The sequence below is a fragment of the Ruminococcus sp. J1101004sp1_RTP21198st1_B9_RTP21198_201120 genome, from assembly GCF_040924245.1.
GTDB classification, from domain to species: Bacteria; Bacillota; Clostridia; order Lachnospirales; family Lachnospiraceae; genus Blautia_A; species Blautia_A faecis.
The window spans coordinates 1-2,817 of sequence record NZ_JBCOMI010000067.1; the positions used below are offsets into that span (position 1 = coordinate 1).

General features: G+C 42.8%; 2 protein-coding genes. Both read right to left on the bottom strand.

The genetic code is table 11. From position 1 onward, the window contains the following. Positions 1-117: 117 nt before the first annotated feature. Positions 118-2,055 (bottom strand): DNA helicase RecQ, encoded by a 1,938-nt coding sequence (recQ, locus tag AB5618_RS21190; RefSeq protein WP_368367048.1) that lies wholly within the window; start codon positions 2,053-2,055, stop codon positions 118-120. A gap of 114 nt (positions 2,056-2,169) precedes the next feature. Continuing rightward, complete coding sequence (locus AB5618_RS21195; protein ID WP_148461099.1) at positions 2,170-2,718, bottom strand: TetR/AcrR family transcriptional regulator; 549 nt, start codon at positions 2,716-2,718, stop codon at positions 2,170-2,172. Positions 2,719-2,817 lie beyond the last annotated feature (99 nt).

A 2,817-nucleotide genomic window follows, 5' to 3' on the forward strand; every position in this document is an offset into this window, starting at 1 on the left:
GATTTAGTCGCAGTTAGCAGTTAGTTCGCTGGAGCGTTGCGCCGGCGAGTGAGCAATCACCATTGTCCGAATGCGTCTGCCTTGAACAACTTTCAACACATTAAATAGCAATGATGTCTAGTGATTAGCAGACTGAAATGCGGATATTTCCTGTAAAAATCGTTGTCCGTATTTCTTAAGTTTGTTCTGTCCTACACCGGATACATTGAGCATTTCATCCTCATTCTGAGGAAGTTTACTGCACATATCGATAAGGGTTCTGTCGGTGAAGACGATGTAGGGAGGGACAGATTCTTCCTTGGCAATCTGGAGACGGAGCTGACGTAAGGCTTCAAAAAGGGCAGAATTGTGGCTGGAGTTTGTGGCGGTGGAATCAGTGGATGAGCTTTCGGTGGAAGCGGAAAAACTGTCCTTTTTGAATGGAGTTTTGTGTTTCTTTGTAGTTGATATTTTCTCTTTTTCTTTGAATTTCTTTATTATGATCTTTGTATTTTTATTTTGTAAATCTGCAATATTTCCTGCTTTTAAAACACTGTATTCTCCTTCTGTCTGGGTGATATAACCCATACGGATCATCTGGCTAATAAGGAGCCGGAGATCGGCTTCAGTGCGGTTCTCTAACTGACCATAGCAGTTGTAGGAGGTGGCGCCAATGTCCTTCAGACGGGCTTTTTTTGAGCCCAGGAGAGTGCCGATTACCAGAGCCTGGCCATAGCGGCCGCGCATTTCGGTGATGCAGCCGACTACCCATTTGGCATCCAGGGTCATATCCAGTTCTTCAAATTCCTGGTGGCAGTTGCCGCAATTATCACAAGGCTGATGTGTGGTTTCTCCGAAGTATTCCAGGATGTAATTGCGCAGGCAGGAGGTGGTCATACAGTAGCCTTCCATAAGCTGGAGACGGCGGGAATCCTGATGTTTTACCTGTTCAATTTCCTGAAAATCCATACCTTCGAAGTCTTTGCTTCCAAGAAGGAGTTTGCTGATCATCACATCCTGGGTGGAAAAGAGAAGGATACATTTTGCAGGTTCACCATCACGTCCTGCGCGGCCAGCTTCCTGGTAATAGTTTTCCATGCTCTGAGGCATGTTGTAGTGGATGACGAAACGCACATTGGATTTGTCGATTCCCATGCCAAAAGCATTGGTGGCAATCACAACCTGAGCGCGGTCATAGATGAAATCATCCTGACTTTTTTTGCGGATATCGTTGCTCATTCCAGCGTGGTAACGGGTTACAGAGACGCCTTGTTTCAATAATTTCTCATACAAAGTATCCACGTTTTTTCTGGTGGCACAGTAGATGATTCCGCTTTCGTTTGGATGGGTTTCTATGTAATTTTGGATAAAGATGTCCTTCTGCTTTCCAGTGAGATGCTCTACCTGGTAGTATAGATTTTCTCTGTCAAAGCCAGTTACAACTATGTTGGGATTTTTCAGTTTCAGTATTCTTGCAATGTCATTTTTTACGACTTCTGTGGCAGTAGCGGTGAAAGCACTGATGATTGGATTGCCAGGCAGCTGTTCCACAAAATCTATGATTTTTAAGTAACTTGGACGGAAATCCTGTCCCCATTGGGAGATACAGTGGGCCTCGTCTACAGTTACCATGGAGATAGGAGTATGGAGTGCGAAGCTTAGAAATGAAGCTGTTTCCAGTCGTTCTGGTGCTACGTAAATAATCTTATAGACACCTCGCGCAGCGAAAGAAAGAGCCTTATTGATTTGTCCCTCAGTCAGCGAAGAGTTGATATAAGCAGCATGGATCCCCGCTTCATTCAGTGACTTCACCTGGTCCTGCATAAGAGAAATCAGCGGTGAAACCACCAGCGTAATTCCTGGCAAAAGAAGCGCGGGAACTTGATAACAAAGAGACTTTCCGGCCCCCGTGGGCATGATCGCCAGCGCATCCCGTCCGCTTAAAATGGTATCTATAATTTCCGTCTGCCCTTCCCGGAAGGAATCATATCCGAAGTAAGTTTTTAAAATTTGTAAGGGAGTTACTGTTGGAGTACCAGAATTCATTTCTTGTATATTCGAATTGTTTGTTGTCAATTTATTGACCTCCTGCGATGAAAATAGGTGACTGTTTAGTAGTTGCAAAGTTGCACACTTCGAGGGTGCTTTTAGTTTTTTATCATATTTAATGTTGCGTGCATTGAGGTGCTTTTATTTTTTTATCATTTTTAATGCTGCCTGCGCCGTCTTGCCTGTAAGTTCTGTAATACTGGAAAGCACTGGCACATCTCCATATTTTCGGTTTTCATAAAACGCATAATAACATCCATATAGAATGTAAGTGAGCATAATATTAATGTCCTTGTCTTCCCGATATTGAGGGTAAGCTCTAAACACCAGCTCCTTTAAAGCAACTTCAATTTTCTGCACCAGGCATTTACTCCTGCTTCCCGAAAACAAAATCCCGATCAGCGAATCCTTTGCCAGAAACCCCATAAACAGTTCCCTGGAAAAAAAAGCAGTATCGTCCAGTACTCTCTCCGGATGAGTGAGATTCTCCATAATTGATACCACAACTTCCGTTTCCAATGTATCCGAGAGATGATAAATATCCTGATAATGTGCATAAAATGTAGACTTATTAATCTGCGCTTTCTCACACAACTCCTTAATCGTAATCCTCTCCAGCTCCTTATGAGAACGCAACTCTATAAAAGCATTTATAATACTCTGTCTGGTTTTTTCAATTCTAATATCCATATAGCGTTATCCTTTATTTTAATTTGCTATTTAGTTGATTAAAAGTTCTTCAATGCGGACGCATTTGGACAATGTGTATTACTCACTCGCCGGCGCAAC

Excerpts from the sequence above, each read along its gene's own strand:
- AB5618_RS21195 (WP_148461099.1), bottom strand. The coding sequence starts at position 2,718 with ATGGATATTAGAATTGAAAAAACCAGACAGAGTATTATAAATGCTTTT.